This is a genomic window from Streptomyces sp. NPDC058145 (assembly GCF_042884245.1).
In the GTDB taxonomy this organism is placed as follows: domain Bacteria; phylum Actinomycetota; class Actinomycetes; order Streptomycetales; family Streptomycetaceae; genus Streptomyces.
Genome location: NZ_JBHVUH010000006.1, coordinates 13,174 through 30,448, shown reverse-complemented (window position 1 = coordinate 30,448; position 17,275 = coordinate 13,174). Strand labels below are relative to the sequence as shown.

Annotated in this window: 11 protein-coding genes; 4 read left to right on the top strand and 7 right to left on the bottom strand. The window is 70.7% G+C overall.

The window, feature by feature from the left end:
* Positions 1-336: 336 nt before the first annotated feature.
* Both ACFVVO_RS14890 and ACFVVO_RS14885 read right to left on the bottom strand, forming a co-directional pair.
* Positions 337-1,818 (bottom strand): hypothetical protein, encoded by a 1,482-nt coding sequence (locus tag ACFVVO_RS14890; RefSeq protein WP_390055580.1) that lies wholly within the window; start codon positions 1,816-1,818, stop codon positions 337-339.
* Between the two features lie 175 nt (positions 1,819-1,993).
* The gene (locus ACFVVO_RS14885; RefSeq protein WP_390054953.1) at positions 1,994-6,943 is read right to left on the bottom strand and encodes an NAD-glutamate dehydrogenase; all 4,950 of its coding nucleotides are present in this window, start codon (positions 6,941-6,943) and stop codon (positions 1,994-1,996) included.
* Between the two features lie 642 nt (positions 6,944-7,585).
* Here ACFVVO_RS14885 and ACFVVO_RS14880 point away from each other — a divergent pair.
* Complete coding sequence (locus ACFVVO_RS14880; RefSeq protein ID WP_390054952.1) at positions 7,586-8,152, top strand: DJ-1/PfpI family protein; 567 nt, start codon at positions 7,586-7,588, stop codon at positions 8,150-8,152.
* 45 nt (positions 8,153-8,197) lie between these two features.
* On the opposite strand, the gene ACFVVO_RS14875 is transcribed toward ACFVVO_RS14880, so the two are convergent.
* Both ACFVVO_RS14875 and ACFVVO_RS14870 read right to left on the bottom strand, forming a co-directional pair.
* A complete protein-coding gene (locus ACFVVO_RS14875; RefSeq protein WP_390054951.1) occupies positions 8,198-8,863 on the bottom strand; it encodes an HAD family hydrolase in 666 nt (221 codons plus the stop codon).
* 59 nt (positions 8,864-8,922) lie between these two features.
* Complete coding sequence (locus ACFVVO_RS14870) at positions 8,923-9,429, bottom strand: DUF6912 family protein (protein WP_390054949.1); 507 nt, start codon at positions 9,427-9,429, stop codon at positions 8,923-8,925.
* 291 nt (positions 9,430-9,720) lie between these two features.
* Between ACFVVO_RS14870 and ACFVVO_RS14865 the strand changes: the two genes are divergently transcribed.
* Positions 9,721-10,206, top strand: a complete 486-nt coding sequence (locus ACFVVO_RS14865) for an Rv3235 family protein (RefSeq protein ID WP_390054948.1) — start codon at positions 9,721-9,723, stop codon at positions 10,204-10,206.
* Between the two features lie 325 nt (positions 10,207-10,531).
* Here ACFVVO_RS14865 and secA read toward each other — a convergent pair whose 3' ends face one another.
* Positions 10,532-13,342, bottom strand: coding sequence for a preprotein translocase subunit SecA (gene secA, locus ACFVVO_RS14860; RefSeq protein ID WP_390054946.1), 2,811 nt, complete (start codon positions 13,340-13,342; stop codon positions 10,532-10,534).
* Between the two features lie 252 nt (positions 13,343-13,594).
* On the opposite strand from secA, the gene ACFVVO_RS14855 reads away from it, so the two are divergent.
* Both ACFVVO_RS14855 and ACFVVO_RS14850 read left to right on the top strand, forming a co-directional pair.
* A complete protein-coding gene (locus ACFVVO_RS14855) occupies positions 13,595-14,167 on the top strand; it encodes a GNAT family N-acetyltransferase (RefSeq protein ID WP_390054945.1) in 573 nt (190 codons plus the stop codon).
* A gap of 63 nt (positions 14,168-14,230) precedes the next feature.
* Positions 14,231-15,430 carry a winged helix-turn-helix domain-containing protein gene (locus tag ACFVVO_RS14850; protein ID WP_390054943.1) on the top strand — a complete coding sequence of 400 codons (1,200 nt, stop codon included), beginning with the start codon at positions 14,231-14,233 and terminating at the stop codon, positions 15,428-15,430.
* A gap of 6 nt (positions 15,431-15,436) precedes the next feature.
* On the opposite strand, the gene ACFVVO_RS14845 is transcribed toward ACFVVO_RS14850, so the two are convergent.
* Positions 15,437-16,183 carry a response regulator gene (locus ACFVVO_RS14845; RefSeq protein ID WP_390054941.1) on the bottom strand — a complete coding sequence of 249 codons (747 nt, stop codon included), beginning with the start codon at positions 16,181-16,183 and terminating at the stop codon, positions 15,437-15,439.
* A 204-nt stretch (positions 16,184-16,387) separates the two neighbouring features.
* Positions 16,388-17,080, bottom strand: coding sequence for a ribosome hibernation-promoting factor, HPF/YfiA family (gene hpf, locus ACFVVO_RS14840; protein WP_390055578.1), 693 nt, complete (start codon positions 17,078-17,080; stop codon positions 16,388-16,390).
* Between the last annotated feature and the right edge of the window lie 195 nt (positions 17,081-17,275).

Below are 17,275 nucleotides of genomic sequence, written 5' to 3'. Positions count from 1 at the left end.
TGCGTGGGCACCGGGCCGCCTGGCTGCGGGCACCCGGGCCCGCCCATCCGCGGGCATGCGTACCGCTGGGGCGGCGCCGATCCAGCAGCGGCCGCCGCTCCCACGCAGCCGCCGGCAGGCGTGCCCGTGCAGCCGCGGGCACGCGGGCCCGTCGTAGCCGCGGGCACGCGCGCCTCCCTCAGTGCCTCAAAGGGCCTGGAGGACCCTCAAGGCGGCACGGCTGGGCGGTGGGGGTCCCCCGCTTGAGCGAAGCCGAGAGTGGGGGAGGCACCCCGCAAGCGCGGGCAGGCACAACACCCCGCCGAGCTACAAGCACCGCGCACCGGACCACATCGCTCAGCGCAGCACCTTGTACAACACCTGTCCCCCAGGCCCCACAGCCACCCTCCGCAGCCACGGCTCCGCGTCCCCCCTGACCCCGACCAACCACCGCACCCCGTACTCCCGCAACACAGCCCGCCGCACCGAAGCCCCCGGCCCCGGCCCCGGCGCGAAATACCGCCGCTCCGCGGCCTCCCGCGCCCCCGCGTCCCGCAGAAACACATCCGGATACCCAGGAGCCACGGTGTACGCCCCGTACGCCGGAATCTGCCGCGAGGCCATCGTGCGTGCCATCACCACGTCCCCGTACCTCACCCACGGCGTGACCCAGTGATACCCGGCCCACGGCGCCCGGTACTTCGCCGCGACCGCGCCCGGCAGCGGGCCCCGGCCCGCCACATACCCGAGCGTCCCCACCTGCGTCCACGCCCCCACCAGCAGCGCGGCGCCCAGCGCACACGCCCACCCGGTCCGCACCGCCCGCCTCCCCGCCGAAACGGCCTCCAGCGCGGCCGCGAGCTGGGCCGGGATCAGCGCGGCGGGCAGCGCTCGGCCCCACGAGTAGTGCCCGGTCAGCCCGCCCGCGACGAACACCAGCGCGCCGAGCAGGAAGAACAGCACCAGGGGATCCCGGCGGTCCCGCCGCCAGCGCGCCCCCAGGGCCGCCACCCCGAGCAGGACCAGCCCGAACCGCCCGGCCAGATGCCCGTACAGCGACCGGTGGATCGCCTCGAGATCGGCGCCCGCGGAGAACAGCGCGAAGAAGTCGTAGTACGGCCACGCCCACAGCAGCACCAGGCCGAGGGCGGCCGCCGCGCCGAGCCGCGGCAGCTCGGGCCGGCCCGGCCGTGCGGCGATCACCGTGGCCAGCGCCCCGAGGCATGCCACGACCCCGGTGAACTGGTGGCACAGCAGGATCAGCGCCCAGAGCGCGCCCAGACCGAGCCACCCGCCCCAGCCGGCCCCGGCGCGCAGCGCCCGGGTGAGCCACGCCCAGAAGTGGAAGGACAGTCCGAGGGCGAGGGCGCTGGGGTACGACACCGTCAACGCGAGGGAGTTGAGGCCGAGGAAACCGCTCCAGTTGAACAGGAGCGGGCCCCAAAGGAAGACCAGGCTCAGGAACGCCAGGGCGGGCGCCGCGCGATGGCCGCTGAGGGTGCGGACGTAGCGCCAGACACCGGTGGCCAGCAGCCCCAGCCCGGCGAGCGCGCCGACCCGCAGCACGTTGAACACCGACAGACCGGTCACCCGGGCGAGACAGCCCAGCAGCAGCGTCCAGGGCGAGTAGTACGGGCTTGGCGTGTCGGCGTCGACCAGGGGGTTCCCCGGGCGCAGCAGGCTGTGCCGCAGCCGCTGCACGGTCGCCGCGTGCATGCCGAGATCGCCCGCCCAGGGCAGACGGACGATCACCAGGAGCATCAGGACCAGCACGAGCGCCGCGACGACCGAGGGCAGCGCCCGCCCGGCACGTGCGGCGCCGGGCGGCGCGGCGCGCATCCCGCGCGACCGCTGCCGGGCGGTTCTCGGTGAGGTCGCTGTCACAGCCCAGACCCTATCGGAAATGCCCCGATCGCCCGAAAGCGGAATATTGGGCCAAGGAAGCAGGAAAGAAGACGCCCCGGGCCTGGACCGGCCCGGGGCGCCTTCTACAGCCGTACGGCTACCGCCGCGGCTACGAGTGCGAGCGCAGCAGCGTCCGCATCGTCCGCATCGCCACCGACAGGTTGGCGAGGTCGAACTCGTCGGAACCGCGGATCTCCACCAGGGTGGTGCGCGCGCGGGAGAGCAGCGCGGCGTTCTTCTGGTCCCACAGGTCGAAGCGCTGCTCCGGCGTGGAGGTGCCGTTGCCGACGGCGAGGACGTCGGCGGTCAGCGCGGCGTGGGCCGCGTACAGGTCCTCGCGGATCGCCGCGCGGGCCATGGACTGCCAGCGGTCGTTGCGCGGCAGCTCGATGATGCGGTCCATGAGCTGGGTGATGCCGAGCCGGTCGCCGAGGTCGTAGTACACCTCGGCGACGTCCAGCGGCTCCTTGCCCATGCGGTCGGCCACCGAGACGATGTCGAGCGCCGGGAAGGCGGAGGAGAACCCGGCCACGCGGGTGGCCAGCTCGTCCGGGACACCGGCGGCGGACAGCTCGTCGAACACGTGCTGGTACCACTCCTGGTCCGCGCCGCGCAGCAGCTTCGGGAGTTGCTGCCAGACCTGCTCGACCCGCTCGGCGAAGAAGTCCACCGTCTCGGCGAGCTGCAGCGGCTGCGGCCGGTTGTTCAGCAGCCAGCGGGTGCCGCGCTCGACCAGGCGGCGCGAGTGCAGCCGGATGCGGGTCTGGACGGCCGCCTCGACCTTGTTGTCCAGCTCCTCCACCGCGTCCCACACGGGCGCCGAGCAGAAGATCGCGCGGGCCGCGGTCTGGGCGCGGACGATCTCCTCCAGCGAGGCCCCGGTCTCCTCGCGCAGCCGGTGCAGATACGTCGTACCGCCCGTGTTGACCGTGTCGTTGACCAGCACGGTCGTAGTGATCTCGCGGTGCAGCGGGTGGCTGTCGATGCCGTCCGGGAACCGCTCGCGCAGCGCCGTCGGGAAGTAGGCGTGCAGCAGGGTGCGCAGGTACGGATCGTCCGGAAGCGTGGTGTGCAGCAGCTCCTCGGCGACCGTGATCTTCGTGTACGCCAGCAGCACGGCCGTCTCCGGGCCGGTCAGGCCCTGGCCCTGGGTGAGGCGTTCGCGGATCTGACGGTCGGTGGGCAGGAACTCCAGCGCCCGGTCGAGGTGGCCCTCGCGGACCATGTGGCGGATGAACCGCTGCTGCGCGTGCAGCATGTCCTTGGACTGGGCGAGGGCGTTGGCGATCGCCGTGTTCTGCGCGTAGTTGTTGCGCAGCACCAGGCCGCCGACCTCGTCGGTCATCTCGGCGAGCAGCTTGTTCCGCTGCTTGACGGTCATGTCGCCGTCCGTGACCAGCCCGTTGGTCAGGATCTTGATGTTCACCTCGTGGTCGGAGGTGTCCACGCCGGCGCTGTTGTCGATCGCGTCGGTGTTGATCCGGCCGCCGTGCAGCGCGAACTCGATGCGGCCGAGCTGGGTGAGGCCCAGGTTGCCGCCCTCGCCGACGACCTTCACGCGCAGGTCGCTGCCGTCGACACGGATGGCGTCGTTGGCCTTGTCGCCGACGTCGGCGTTCGACTCCGCCGACGACTTCACGTACGTGCCGATGCCGCCGTTCCACAGCAGGTCCACCGGGCTGTGCAGGATCGCCTTCATCAGGTCGGCCGGGGTCATCTTGGAGACCTTCTCCTCGATGCCCAGGGCCTGGCGGATGTGCGCGTTGAGCGGGATCGCCTTCGCGGTGCGCGGGAAGATCCCGCCGCCCGTCGACAGCAGCTCGGTGTTGTAGTCGGCCCAGCTCGAGCGGGGCAGCTCGAACAGACGGCGGCGCTCGGCGTAGGAGGTGGCCGTGTCCGGGTTCGGGTCGATGAAGATGTGCCGGTGGTCGAAGGCGGCGATCAGGCGGATGTGCTCGGAGAGCAGCATGCCGTTGCCGAACACGTCACCGGACATGTCGCCGACGCCGACGACCGTGAAGTCCTCGCTCTGCGTGTCCACGCCCAGCTCGCGGAAGTGCCGCTTCACCGACTCCCAGGCGCCGCGCGCGGTGATGCCCATGCCCTTGTGGTCGTAACCGGCCGAGCCGCCGGAGGCGAAGGCGTCGCCGAGCCAGAAGTGGTACTTCTCGGCGACCTCGTTGGCGATGTCCGAGAAGGTCGCCGTGCCCTTGTCGGCCGCGACCACCAGGTAGGTGTCGTCGCCGTCGTGCCGTACGACGTCCTGCGGCGGGACGACCTCGCCGGCCACCATGTTGTCGGTGATGTCGAGCAGCGCCGAGATGAACGTCTTGTAGCTGGCGATGCCCTCGGCCAGCCACGCGTCCCGGTCCACGCTCGGGTCCGGGAGCTGCTTGGCGACGAAGCCGCCCTTGGCGCCGACCGGCACGATGACGGTGTTCTTCACCATCTGCGCCTTGACCAGGCCGAGGATCTCGGTACGGAAGTCCTCACGGCGGTCGGACCAGCGCAGGCCGCCTCGGGCGACCTTGCCGAAGCGCAGGTGCACGCCCTCCACCCGCGGCGAGTACACCCAGATCTCGTACGCGGGGCGCGGCGCGGGCAGGTCCGGGATGGCCTGCGGGTCGAACTTCATGGAGACGTAGCCGTGCGGCTCGCCGCTCTGCGCCTCCTGGAAGAAGTTCGTGCGCAGGGTGGCCTTGATGACGGTCAGGAAGGAACGCAGGATGCGGTCCTCGTCGAGGCTCGCCACCTGGTCCAGGGCCGCGTCCAGCTCCTCCAGCAGGGCGTCGGTGATCTCCGATCCGGCCTTCTGCCGGTCCGGGGACATCCTCGCCTCGAACAGGGAGACGAGCAGCCGGGTGGTGTGGACGTTGTCGCGGAGGGTGTCCTCCATGTAGTCCTGGCTGAAGGTGGAACCGGCCTGCCGCAGGTACTTCGCGTACGCGCGCAGCACCATGGCCTGCCGCCAGGTCAGCCCGGCGCTCAGCACGAGGGCGTTGAAACCGTCGTTCTCCGCCTTGCCGGTCCAGGTGGCGGCGAAGGCCTCCTGGACGCGCTCGCGGGCGTCGTCGCCGAAGTGGTCGGTGCCGGCCGGCGACTTGGGCATGCGCAGGCCGAAGTCGTAGATCCAGGCGGTGGTGCGGTCCGCGCAGCGCAGCTCGTACGGCCGCTCGTCCACGACCTCCACCCCGAGCCGCTGGAGCACCGGCAGGACCGCGGACAGGGAGACCGAGGCGCCCTTGCGGTAGATCTTGAAGCGGCGCTCGTCGGGGGCGGCGCCGACCGGCTCGTACAGGCTGAGGGAGAAGTTGTGGCCCTTCACCTCGCTGAGCCGCTCCAGGTGGACCAGGTCGGCGACCGCCGCGCGCGGGCTGTGGTCCGCCTTGTAGCCCTCGGTGAAGGCGTTGTTGTAGCGGCGCAGCAGCTCGGCGGCGCGCTCCTCGCCCAGCTCGGCGTTGAGCGCCTCGGCGAACGCGTCGGCCCAGGAGCGGGCGGCCTCGACCAGTCGGGCCTCGATGCGCTCCTTGTCCGCGTCCGAGAGCTGGGGCAGCTCGGTGCCCGCCGGGACCCGGACGACGAAGTGCAGCCGGGACAGGATCGACTCGGTGTTCCAGGCGGTGAAGTCGACGCTGATGCCGCCGAGCTCCTCCTTCAGGATGTCGATGATCCGCAGCCGGACGCCGGTGGTGTACCGGTCGCGCGGGAGGTAGACGAGCGCCGAGTAGTAGCGGCCGTACTCGTCCTGCCGCAGGTACAGCCGCAGCCGGCGGCGCTCCTGCAGGTACAGGACGCTCGTCGCGATGGACTGCAGCTCGGCGACCGGGGTCTGGAACAGCTCGTCGCGCGGGTAGGTCTCCAGGATCTGGAGCAGGTCACGGCCGTCGTGGCTCTCCGGGGAGAAGCCGGCCCGCTGCAGGACCTCGTCGACCTTGCGCCGGATGACCGGGACCCGGCGGACCGACTCGGTGTAGGCGGCGGAGGAGAACAGGCCGAGGAAGCGGCGCTCGCCGACGACGTTGCCGTCCGCGTCGAACTTCTTGACGCCGATGTAGTCCAGGTACGACGGCCGGTGCACGGTGGAGCGGCTGTTGGCCTTGGTCAGCACGAGCAGCTTGTGCTCACGGGCCTTGGCGCGGGCGTCGGCGGGCAGCCGCTCGAAGGAGGGGCTGACCGGGTGCTGGTCGTCCTCGGAGTGGTGCGGGTCCGCGCGCAGTATGCCGAGACCGGTGCCGGGCACGGCGGCCAGGCAGTCGTCGCCGCGCAGCTCGTACTCGCGGAAGCCGAGGAAGGTGAAGTGGTCGGCGGAGAGCCAGCGCAGCAGCTCGCGGGCCTCTTCGGCCTCGGCGGCCGGCAGGTCGCCCGGCAGCGGCTCGCTCTCCAGTCCGTCGGCGATCCGGCCGGCCGCGTCGCGCATCTTCTCCCAGTCCTCGACGGCCTCCCGGGCGTCGGACAGGACGCGCAGCAGATCGGCGGTGATCTGCTTCAGGTCAGCGCGGTCGGTCTCCCGGTCGATCTCGACGTGGATCCAGGACTCGATGTGCGCGTCGTGCGGGAGGTCGCCGGTGGGCGGGGTCGGCAGAACGTCGATCAGCTTGCCGGTGACGTCGCGCCGGACGACGAACTGCGGATGGATGACGACGTGGATGCCGCGGCCCTGACGGGTCAGCTCGTTGGTGACCGAGTCGACGAGGAAGGGCATGTCGTCGGTGACGACCTCCACGACGGTGTGGCTGCAGGTCCAGCCGTTCTCCTCCACGGTCGGGGTGTGCACCCGGACGTTGGCGGTGCCCTGCGGCCGGTTCTCGGCGAGCCGGTAGTGCGAGACCGCGGCGCCGAAGACGTCGACCGGGTCGCGGTCGGAGAGGTCTTCCGGGGCGGTGTGCAGGTAGTAGCGCTGGAGGAACGCGTGCACGGCTTCGCTGTCGGGGGTGCCGGCCGTGCCCTCGCCCGTCGCCGTCGTCCCGGTCGGTAGGTGCCCCCCGACCGGGCTGTTCTCAGCTACCCGGGCCGCCCGTTCGAGCAGCTCGGCCTTGGCTTCGTCCAGCTTGGTCTGCATTGTCCTCTGGCTCCTGTCGCGCGCCGTTGCGTGACGTAGAAGGAAATACGGTCTCTTTCCCTCCGGCTCGACGCCACGGCCCGGGGTGTCCGGTCCGATCCGACGCTATGCCGCGAGGTGAGAAGAGCGGGGGGTATTCGGCCATTTTCGATACGCCCGCCGGATGTGACGCCGCTCTCGGCGCCGCCGGTTCTTGGGCCGTCCTCGGCATCCCGGGGGCTTCGGCGCCCCCGGCCCGCCCGCGAAGACCAGCGACCGCCGCCCGGTCACGGAGATGCTCCGTGCAACCCGGGCGCAGGGCAGGGGCGGCATTGCCCCCGCGAACTATCGCGCTGATCACGCCACAAGGCTATCGCTCCTCACCCGGGAGTCGTCATGAGCCGTATGTGTACAAAACCGGGGGGTGAAGTTTGACGTTCTGCACAGGGGTGGGGTGGGGACGGGTGGCGTATCCGGCGGTGGGACGGAGTGCGGACCCGGGGCCGGGCGGGCACCGGGCCGGGGACCGGGTCGCGTCACGGTGCGGTGGGCCGCACCCTGAAAGCGACGGGCCCTCTTGGTAAGCGCGCCGGGTGCGGGCACCTTGCCAGGACAGCGCCCGTCCCCGTGCAGGGGGGCCGTGCCCGCCCAGGAGGAGCCGACATGCCCGCGAAGATCCTCATCATCACCGGCGACGCAGCGGAGTCCCTGGAAGTCCTCTACCCGTACCAGCGCCTGCGCGAGGAAGGCTACGACGTCCACATCGCGGCCCCCACCCGCAAGACACTCCGCTTCGTCGTCCACGACTTCGAGCCCGGCTACGACACCTACACCGAGAAACCCGGCTACACCTGGCCCGCCGACCTCGCTTTCTCCGAGGTCGACCCCGGTCAGTACGCGGCCCTCGTCATCCCCGGCGGCCGCGCCCCCGAGTACCTGCGCAACGACCCCGAGCTGCGCAAGATCCTCAAGGCTTTCTTCGACGCGGACAAGCCGGTCGCCCAGATCTGCCACGGCCCGCTGCTCACCGCCGCCGTCGACAGCCTCAGCGGCCGGAGGGTCACCGCCTATCCCGCCCTGGAACTCGACATGCAGGCCGCCGGAGCCCACTTCGAGGACACCGAGACGGTGGTCGACGGCACCCTGGTCTCGGCCCGCGCCTGGCCGGACCACCCGACCTGGATGCGGGAGTTCCTCAGGGTGCTGAGGGCCAAGGCCCCGGTGACGTGACGACCGCCCGGCCGTAGCGCGGCGCGCCGGCACTCCCGGCTCCGCTCACGCCGCTATTCGCTGCGCCTCCGCGACCGCCTCGGCCAGCGTGTCCACCACCGGGACTCCGACTTCCTCCAGGCTGGCCCTGCTGTGCGACCCGCCGGTGTACAGCACGGCCCGCGCCCCCACGTGCCGCGCGGCCACCGCGTCGTCCGCCGCGTCACCGATCACCACGGTCCGCGTGGCCCGCACCCCGGTCAGCGCCTCCAGATGACGCACCATGTGCTCGGCCTTGCTGCCGCCGGACGGCCCCGTGCGTCCGTCCACCCGCAGGAAGTGCGCCTCGATCCCGAGGCCCCGCACCAGCGGTACCAGCTCCTCGTGGCCGTACATGCTCAGCAGGGACTGGCTGTTCCCCTCGGACCGCCAGCCGGCGAGGAGCTCGGCAGCCCCCTCGGTCAGGCCGCACCGCACCCGGTGCTCCAAGTAGTACCGGTGGAAGACGCCGTCCATCAGCTCCCACTCGGCGTCCGTGGGCAGCCGCCCGAGCAGCCGCTCGTAGAACTTCGGCACCGGCACGCAATACAGCGCCCGGTACTGCTCCAGCGTGATCGGCGCCAGCCCCAGCTCGGCGAAGGCCGCGTTCGTCGCCCCGATGATCGCGTCATTGTCGTGGAAGAGGGTTCCGTTCCAGTCCCAGACGATGTGCGCGCTTGCGTGCATCCCCATGTCAAAGACCGTACCCGCACCCACTGACAGTCAAGGCGGGCCGGCCCCGGACAGCGGGCCTAGGCCCGGTCCACCAGATTGGGAATCTCCTGGGTGGCGTACCAGAGCAGCTCGTGGTCCTCGGCCCCGTCCACGACGAACTGCGCGTCGTCGTCCCCGCCGTCGGCCGCCTCCAGCGCCGCCGCGGCCGCCGCCACGTCCTCCTCCGCGTCACCGGCGTCGACGTGCACCGCGGCCGCCTTGGCCAGCGGCACCGCGCCGGTCACCGTCACCTCGCCGAGCGCGGCAGGATCGAGCCCGGGGTCCGCCGTGACGGCGCCGTCGGCCACGTCGACGGCGACCACGACCCGGCGCCGCCCGGCACCGGAGTCGTCCGCCAGCAGCCGCAGCGAGGCCAGCGCGGCCCGGCTGAGCGCCGCGTACTCCAGCTCCTCGATGTCGTCGGAGACGCACCACTCGCGCAGCGCGGGCGTGACACCGTACGCGACGAGGGGGCCGCTCCCCAGTTCACCCGTCTTGTGCGCCTCGGCGAGACCGGGGAGGGTCAGGGGGACGTAGACGCGCATGGCGGGCCGCACTTTCCTGGTCGTCGACGGGCCTTCAGGATACGTGCGCCCGTCCCCTTTCGAGTCCCCGCCCACACCCCCGGCGGCGTCCACCCGGCGCCTCGCACCTCACCCGGTCGCACCGCCTGTTCACGGGACTTCCGGGGGGCCGCACCACTCGGATAAGTGAACTTGCGGGGCCCCTCGCCACGCACCCCACCTTCCTTGCGGGTCCGGCCCCCGCCCCCGTACAAGATCCCCACCAGCGAGTTACCGCCCGGTACGCTCCGGGCCCGCAGAACGGGGACACCCATGAACAAGGTCATGAGCCGCGGCACCGCTCAGCCCCGCCCGCGCCACCGCCCTCCGACCCGCCACGACAGCCGTCGCCCGGGCGGCGCGCCGCCCCGCAACCCGGTCCGTGGCCGGGCCGCCACGGCGCCCGTGACGGCCGTGGCGCAGCCCCGCCCCACCGACCTCTTCGCCGACCGCCTGCTGGCCGTCCTGAGCGGCCAGCGGCCCGTCCACTGGATGCTCCGGCACACCGCGGGACGCGCCTACGACGAGCTCGCCCGCCTGGCCGAACGGGGACCGCTGCGCACCCGCGGCACCCGCCCCGTCGTCCGCGACATCGGCTACTACGTCCCTCGCGCCGGCGCCCTCGAGGTCTTCGCCCGCATCGCCGCCGGCAACCACCTGCGCGCCATGGCCTTCCGCCTGGAACAGGGCCCGGACCACCGCTGGCGCTGCACAGCGGTAGAACTCGGCCCCAGGCCCCGCCACACACCCGAGGACTGACCCACACCTGCGCCTGGCCGCGGGCAGACGTGCCCACGCAGCCGCCGGCATGCGCGCCGCCCCAGCCGCGGGCATGAGTGCCTCCCCCCAGTGCCTCAAGGGCCTGTGGGGCCCTCAGGGCGGCGCGGGTGGGCGGGTGGGGGTTCCCCCGCTCGAGCGAAGCCGAGAGACCCCGCCAGCGCGGGCAAGCGAAACAGCCTCCGCCCAGCCCCAACACCGGGCACCCAGAGACCCCGCCCAGCCCCGAGCACGCAGACACACAGACCAAGGGGCCAGGCTCCCGAAGGAACCTGGCCCCAAGTCACCAGCTGAAAGCCCCGCAGAGCTACTTCTTGCGACGCCGCCCACCCTTGGCCTGCCGACGCCGCTCCGCCCGCGTCAGCCCGTCGGACTCGGAACGAACGGGCTCGTCGTCCTCGAGGTCCCGCTCCAGGATGCCGCCCTCACCGTCCACGGTCGGCGCGGAGAAGTGCAGATCCCGCCGCTGCGGAACATCCAGCCCCTTGGCCCGGATCTCCGGACGCGCGCCGGCCTGCGCCGGCACATGGTCCTGGACACCCTCGACGACCGGCTCGGCCTCCTCGACCGGCACCTCCTCGACCTGCTGCTCGACCTGGACCTCCAGGTTGAACAGGTAGCCGACGGACTCCTCCTTGATGCCCTCCATCATGGCGGTGAACATGTCGAAGCCCTCGCGCTGGTACTCGACCAGCGGGTCCTTCTGCGCCATCGCGCGCAGGCCGATGCCCTCCTGGAGGTAGTCCATCTCGTAGAGGTGCTCACGCCACTTGCGGTCCAGGACCGACAGCACGACCCGCCGCTCCAGCTCACGCATGATCTCGGAGCCGAGCTGCGTCTCACGGGACGCGTACTGCTCGTGGATGTCGTCCTTGATGGACTCGGAGATGAACTCGGCGGTCAGACCGGCCCGGTCACCGGCCGCGTCCTCCAGCTCCTCGACGGTGATCTTCACCGGGTAGAGCTGCTTGAAGGCCCCCCACAGCCGGTCCAGGTCCCAGTCCTCGGGGAAGCCCTCGGCGGTCTCCGCGGCGATGTAGGCGTCGATCGTGTCGTCCATGAAGTGCTGGATCTGCTCCTGCAGGTCCTCGCCCTCCAGGACGCGGCGGCGCTCGCCGTAGATGACCTCGCGCTGCCGGTTGAGCACCTCGTCGTACTTCAGGACGTTCTTACGGGTCTCGAAGTTCTGCTGCTCGACCTGCGACTGCGCGGACGCGATCGCGCGCGTGACCATCTTGTTCTCGATCGGCACGTCGTCCGGCACGTTGGCCATCGACATCACGCGCTCGACCATCTGGGCCTTGAACAGGCGCATCAGGTCGTCACCGAGGGAGAGGTAGAAGCGGGACTCGCCGGGGTCGCCCTGACGGCCGGAACGACCGCGCAGCTGGTTGTCGATACGGCGCGACTCGTGCCGCTCGGTGCCCAGCACGTACAGCCCGCCGAGCTCCTCGACCTCGTCCTTCTCGGCCTTGACCGCCTGCTCGGCCTTCTGCAGGGCGGCGGGCAGGGCGTGCGCCCACTCCTCGATGTGCTCCTCGGGGTCGAGGCCGCGCTGCCGCAGCTCCGCCTCGGCGAGGTCCTCGGGGTTGCCGCCGAGCTTGATGTCCGTACCACGGCCGGCCATGTTGGTGGCCACGGTCACGGCGCCCCTGCGGCCGGCCTGCGCGACGATCGACGCCTCACGCTCGTGGTGCTTGGCGTTGAGCACCTCGTGCTGGATGCCGCGCTTGCTGAGCTGCTGGGACAGGTACTCCGACTTCTCGACGGACGTCGTGCCGACGAGGATCGGCTGGCCCTTCTCGTGCTTTTCGGCGATGTCGTCGACGACCGCCTCGAACTTGGCCACCTCGGTGCGGTAGATCAGGTCCGACTGGTCCTTGCGGACCATCGGCCGGTTGGTCGGGATCGGGACGACGCCGAGCTTGTAGATCTGGTGGAACTCGGCGGCCTCGGTCATCGCCGTGCCGGTCATGCCGGAGAGCTTGTTGTAGAGGCGGAAGAAGTTCTGCAGGGTGATCGTGGCGAGCGTCTGGTTCTCGTCCTTGATGTCCACCCCTTCCTTCGCCTCGATCGCCTGGTGCATGCCCTCGTTGTAGCGGCGGCCGGCGAGGATACGGCCGGTGTGCTCGTCGACGATCATGACCTCGCCGTCGATGACGACGTAGTCCTTGTCCTTCTTGAAGAGTTCCTTGGCCTTGATGGCGTTGTTCAGGTAGCCCACGAGCGGGGTGTTCACCGACTCGTAGAGGTTGTCGATGCCCAGCCAGTCCTCGACCTTGCTGACACCGGACTCGTGGATGGCGACCGTGCGCTTCTTCTCGTCGACGTCGTAGTCGCCGGTCTCCTCCATGCCCTTGAGCGGGTTGCCGGCCTCGCCGCGCTTGAGGCGGAGGACGAGCTTGGCGAAGTCGCCGTACCACTTGGTGGCCTGGTCGGCCGGGCCGGAGATGATCAGCGGCGTACGGGCCTCGTCGACGAGGATGGAGTCGACCTCGTCGACGATGGCGAAGTTGTGGCCGCGCTGGACGAGCTCGTCCTGGGACCACGCCATGTTGTCGCGCAGGTAGTCGAAGCCGAACTCGTTGTTCGTGCCGTAGGTGATGTCGCACGCGTACTGCTCACGGCGCTGGGCCGGCGCCATGTTGGCCAGGATGCAGCCGACCTCGAGACCGAGGAGCTTGTGGACGCGCCCCATCATCTCGGAGTCGCGCTCGGCCAGGTAGTCGTTGACCGTGATGAGGTGGACACCGTCACCGGACAGGGCGTTCAGGTAGGCGGGCAGCGTGCCGACGAGGGTCTTGCCCTCACCGGTCTTCATCTCCGCCACATAGCCGAGGTGGAGCGCGGCGCCGCCCATCAGCTGCACGTCGTAGTGCCGCTGGCCGAGGACGCGCTTGGCCGCCTCGCGGACGGTGGCGAACGCCTCCGGGAGGAGGTCGTCCAGGCTCTCACCATCGGCGTACCGCTGCTTGTACTCCTCGGTGAGGCCACGCAGCTCGGCGTCGGAGAGGTCGACGAAGTCCTCTTCGATGGAGTTGACCTGGTCCGCGATGCGGTGCAGTTTGCGCAGGATCTTACCTTCGCCTGCACGCATGATCTTCGAGAGGACGGACACGGGGGCTGGTCTCCTTGCCGGTCGGGCCTGGGACGGTCGGTTTTCCTTGTGACGTACTGAGCAACGGCCATCGTATGCGAGGACCCGGCTGCGCCGGGAGGCCTGGCGGCGCGACGGCTGCTTCACCATGGACAACGGCCGGCCACTGCGGATAGTGCCGCACCACGGCACGGAATTGCGCGAAATGTGACCACCCGCTCACACACGGCTAAAACCCTGGCGTAGCGGGTGCCGTCCGCCCAGAATCGGCCGATGGAACCCGTCACGCTCACCACCGACCGTCTCCTGCTGCGCACTGTCGGTCCCGACGACACCGAGGCGGTGTACCGGGCGGCACAGGATCCGGACACACAGCGCTGGATCTCCCAGTTCCCCTCGCCCTATCTGCGTGAGCACGCCGAGGATTTCACCGGGCAGATGGTGCCCGACGGCTGGGCCTGCGACTCGATGTACACCCTCGGCCTCTTCCTCCCCGGAGGAGAGCTGACGGGCATGCTCGGCATCACGATGCGGGCGCTGGGCGTCGGCGAGGTCGGCTTCTGGGCCGTCAGGGAGCACCGCGGCCGCGGATACGTCACCGAGGCCACGCTCGCCGCCGCCCGCTGGGCCTTCACCGCCCTGTCCGTCGACCGCCTGGAGTGGCGCGCGGAGGTCGGCAACGTGGCCTCGCGCGCGGTGGCCGAACGCGCCGGTTTCACCGTCGAGGGCATCCTGCGCTCGGGCGTCGACAACAAGGGTGTGCGCCGCGACTGCTGGGTGGGCTCCCTGCTCCCCTCCGACCTGGGCCTGCCGTCGACGGCCCCGTACCTGCCCGCGCGTATCTGACCGCTCTCCGGCGAAACCGCAGCTCATGCCCCGTTGTCAGTGCCGGCCCCTATCGTCCGATCCATGACGACCCTTCCGCGCCCCACCACCACCCTCACCGCGGACGACGCCCGCCGTATCGCTCTGCGGGCCCAGGGCTTCCTCGGCGCGCCCGACCGGCGGGCCGGTGTCCGCGGGGTGCTCCGCCACCTCGGCGCGGTCCAGCTCGACACCATCTCGGTGCTCGCCCGTTCGCACGAGCTGATCCCGTACGCGCGCCTGGGCGCGGTCGGCCGCAAAACCGTCGAGGCCGCCTACTGGAAGACACCGGCGGCGGGCGCGTCCGCCGCCCCGCACGCCTTCGAGTACTGGTCGCACGCCGCGTGCATCCTCCCGGTCGAGGAGTGGCCCCACTTCGCGTTCCGCCGGCGCGCCTACCGCAACCGCCCGCACTGGAACCACCAGTTGCCCGACGGTGTCTACGACCAGGTCGTCAAGCAGCTGCGCACGGAAGGCCCGCTCACCGCCACGGAGCTGGGCGGCGCGAAGAGGACCAGCGACTGGTGGGACTGGTCCGGCACCAAGGTCGCGGTGGAGCGCGCCCTGATGTACGGCGAGGTGGTGTGCGTCGAGCGCCGCGGCTGGAAGCGGGTGTACGACCTGGCCGAACGGGCGATCCCGGACGCGCTGTTGCACGACGAGCTGGACGACACCGAGTGCGTGCGCCGTCTGGTCCGGCTGGCCGGCGAGGCCCTGGGCGTCGGCACGCGTGCGGACATCGCCGACTACCACCGTCTCAGGGGCGAGCAGGTCGACGCGGTGATCGCCGACTCGGGTCTGGTGCCGGTCGAGGTGGCGGGCTGGTCCAAGCCTGCCTGGGCGGATCCGGTCGCTCTCGCCGCGCCGCCGCGCGGCCGGCACCGCACCACTCTGCTCTCCCCGTTCGACTCGCTGGTCTGGGAGCGTGCGCGCACGGAGCGGATCTTCGGCTTCACCCACCGCCTCGAGGCCTACGTCCCCAAGCAGAAGCGGATTCACGGCTACTTCGCGATGCCGGTGCTGGCGGGCGGCCGGCTGGTCGGCCGCGTCGACCCGGCCCGCGAGGGCCGCGCCCTGGTGGCCCGGCAGGTCACCCTGGACGGGGCGAAGGCGGTCCCGGCGGTGGCCCAGGCGCTGGTCGAGGCGGCGAGCTGGGTGGACTGCACGGACGTCCGGGTGGAGCGCGTGGACGCACCCGAGCTGCGCGAGCCCCTCACCAGGGAGCTCGCCCATCTGCTCGGCTGAGGCCGCCTAGCGGATCTCGAGGATCTTCTCCCGCATCGCGTAGACCACCGCTTCCATCCGGGAGTGCAACTGCAGCTTCTCCAGGATGTTGCGCACGTGGTTCTTCACGGTGTTCTCGGAGATGAACAGCTCCTTGGCGATGTCGCGGTTGTTCATCCCGGTGGCGACGAGCTTGAGGACCTCCAGCTCACGATCGGTCAGCCGCGGCGCCGGCACCAGCCGGCGTTCGTCGGTGCGCTGGATCATCGACTTGAACTCGGTGAGGAGTTTGGAGGCCATGGACGGGCTGATCTGCGACTGCCCGTCGGCCACCGCGCGGATGGCGGTGGCCACCTCGTCCGTCGAGATCTCCTTGAGGAGATATCCGGTCGCGCCCGCCTTGATCGCTTCGTAGAGGTCGGCCTCCTCGTCGCTGATCGTCAGCATGATGATCTTCGCGCTGGGAGCGACCTCCTTGATGGAGGTGCAGGCCTCGATCCCGCCGCGCTTGGGCATCCGCACGTCCATCAGCACGATGTCGGGCAGCAGATCCGCGGCCTTGTCCACGGCCTCGGCGCCGTCGCCCGCCTCACCGACGACCTGGATGTCCTCCTCGGCCGCGAGCACGATCTCCAGGCCACGGCGGAAGAGGGCGTGGTCGTCCACCACCAGGACTCTGATCGGTTCCTTGCGTGGAGCGTCCGTGTCCTGGTCCGTTCCGATGACACCGTCGTGGGCGTCCGCGTCTCGCATCGGTCCGAAGGTGTCCGCCATCGTTCCTCCCCCTGAAGGCTGTGGCCTGTGGTCCTGTGCCATCGCCAACCCAAGGCAGCGGCCCACCGGTTGGGCCGGTGCGGCCATGATTCCATGCCCGGACGTCACCGAGGTGACGAGCGGGGCGTCAAGTGGGCGCACACCGGTGCCCCTGGGGGCGCACACGCGCTTCCAGGGGCACCGGCTCAGCTTGGGCCGGGTGGATCAGCCACCCAGCGTGCCGCCCGCCGCGGGCGGCTGCGCCTCAGCCACCATCGGGTCCGTGCTGAGGTGGATGACGCCGTAGTCGTAGGCGTGTCGCCGGTAGACGACGCTCGGCTCCTTCGTCTCGGAGTCGACGAACAAGTAGAAGTCGTGGCCGACCAGTTCCATCTCGTAGAGAGCCTGGTCGAGGCTCATCGGGGAGGCGACGTGGGTCTTCTCGCGGACGACGAGGGGGCCTTCGCCCTTGACCTCGAGCGAGCCGATCTTCTTCGTCGGCACTGCGTCCGTGTCTTCCTCATGGACGGGCATACCGTTGCCGTTGAGCGTCGCCGCGCCGGGGACGTGGTCGGCGACCTCGGCCGCCGGGATCCGGCGTGCGCCACGGCGCGAGAACCGCTTGTCGTGCTGCTTGCGCAGCCTCGCGTCCAGTTTCTCCGCCGCCAGATCGAGTGCCGCATACGGGTCACTGGCCGCTGCCTCCGCCCGGATCACCGGGCCGCGGGAGCGGAGGGTGATCTCCACTCGGTCGCAGCGGTCGGCCTGACGAGGGTTGGGCTCCTTGGACACCTCGACGTCGAGGCTGATCACCTTGCCATCGAGCTTCTGGATCTTCTCCAGCTTCAGCTTCTCGGCCACGTGCTTGCGGAACCGCTCGGGCACCTCGGTCTTGCGGCCCTTGACGACGATGTCCACGCAGAACTCCGTTCCCGGATCGCTCCGCTCCATCGGCGGAGCAACTCCCTTTTGCACCAGGTCCCGGTGAGCACCGGAACCTCGGACTCGGTGACTTCCACCTCCTCCTCCCCCATGGGCAAGATCTCCACCCCACCGGCGCGGGTCAATGCGGAAAACCCGCTGCACGGCATTCCGATTGAAGGGGTGTGGCCT

Excerpts from the sequence above, each read along its gene's own strand:
- ACFVVO_RS14875 (WP_390054951.1), bottom strand. The coding sequence starts at position 8,863 with ATGGGGATGCACGCAAGCGCGCACATCGTCTGGGACTGGAACGGAACC.
- ACFVVO_RS14890 (WP_390055580.1), bottom strand. The coding sequence starts at position 1,818 with ATGCGCGCCGCGCCGCCCGGCGCCGCACGTGCCGGGCGGGCGCTGCCC.
- ACFVVO_RS14885 (WP_390054953.1), bottom strand. The coding sequence starts at position 6,943 with ATGCAGACCAAGCTGGACGAAGCCAAGGCCGAGCTGCTCGAACGGGCG.
- ACFVVO_RS14865 (WP_390054948.1), top strand. The coding sequence starts at position 9,721 with ATGAACAAGGTCATGAGCCGCGGCACCGCTCAGCCCCGCCCGCGCCAC.
- ACFVVO_RS14870 (WP_390054949.1), bottom strand. The coding sequence starts at position 9,429 with ATGCGCGTCTACGTCCCCCTGACCCTCCCCGGTCTCGCCGAGGCGCAC.
- ACFVVO_RS14855 (WP_390054945.1), top strand. The coding sequence starts at position 13,595 with ATGGAACCCGTCACGCTCACCACCGACCGTCTCCTGCTGCGCACTGTC.
- ACFVVO_RS14850 (WP_390054943.1), top strand. The coding sequence starts at position 14,231 with ATGACGACCCTTCCGCGCCCCACCACCACCCTCACCGCGGACGACGCC.
- ACFVVO_RS14880 (WP_390054952.1), top strand. The coding sequence starts at position 7,586 with ATGCCCGCGAAGATCCTCATCATCACCGGCGACGCAGCGGAGTCCCTG.
- ACFVVO_RS14845 (WP_390054941.1), bottom strand. The coding sequence starts at position 16,183 with ATGGCGGACACCTTCGGACCGATGCGAGACGCGGACGCCCACGACGGT.